Below are 491 nucleotides of genomic sequence, written 5' to 3'. Positions count from 1 at the left end.
GCGGCAGCGGGCGCCCGCCGGGCCTGCGTCCTCACGCTGACCGAGGTGGGCGAAGCCATCGGCCTCTCGCGCGCCGCGGCCGACGCCGGCCTTGCGATGGGGATCGGGTTCACGGTCGAGACCGACGGGCGACTGCCCGATGGCACCCGCCTGGCCGAGGCGGTCGCGGCGGTCGACGCGGTTGCGCCGCCGGCGTACTTCGTCATCAACTGCGCCCACCCGAGCCACATCCTCGCCGACTTCGAGAGTGACAGCGAGCTCGACGACCCGGTGTGGCGCGAGCGGATCGGTGGCCTCCGGGTCAACGCGTCGACGATGACCCACGCAGAGCTCGACGAGTCCGAGGTCCTGGACGAGGGCGACCCGGTGCAGCTCGCGATCGATCAGCAGCCGCTGATCGACGCGTTCGTGAACCTCGAGGTGCTGGGTGGCTGCTGCGGCACCGATGCGCGGCACGTCGCCGCCATGTGGGGCGTCTGAGTCAGGAGATC

Annotated in this window: 1 protein-coding gene; it reads left to right on the top strand. The window is 71.9% G+C overall.

From position 1 onward, the window contains the following. Window positions 1-480: homocysteine S-methyltransferase family protein (locus ACOADB_RS07275; protein ID WP_378597298.1), on the top strand; the 480-nt coding region annotated here is incomplete at its 5' end. Window positions 481-491 lie beyond the last annotated feature (11 nt).

This window comes from Nocardioides sp. CPCC 206348 (genome assembly GCF_048654705.1).
Classification (GTDB): domain Bacteria; phylum Actinomycetota; class Actinomycetes; order Propionibacteriales; family Nocardioidaceae; genus Nocardioides.
The sequence above is the reverse complement of the archived record's forward strand: the minus strand, read 5'-3'. Positions and strand labels throughout refer to the sequence as shown.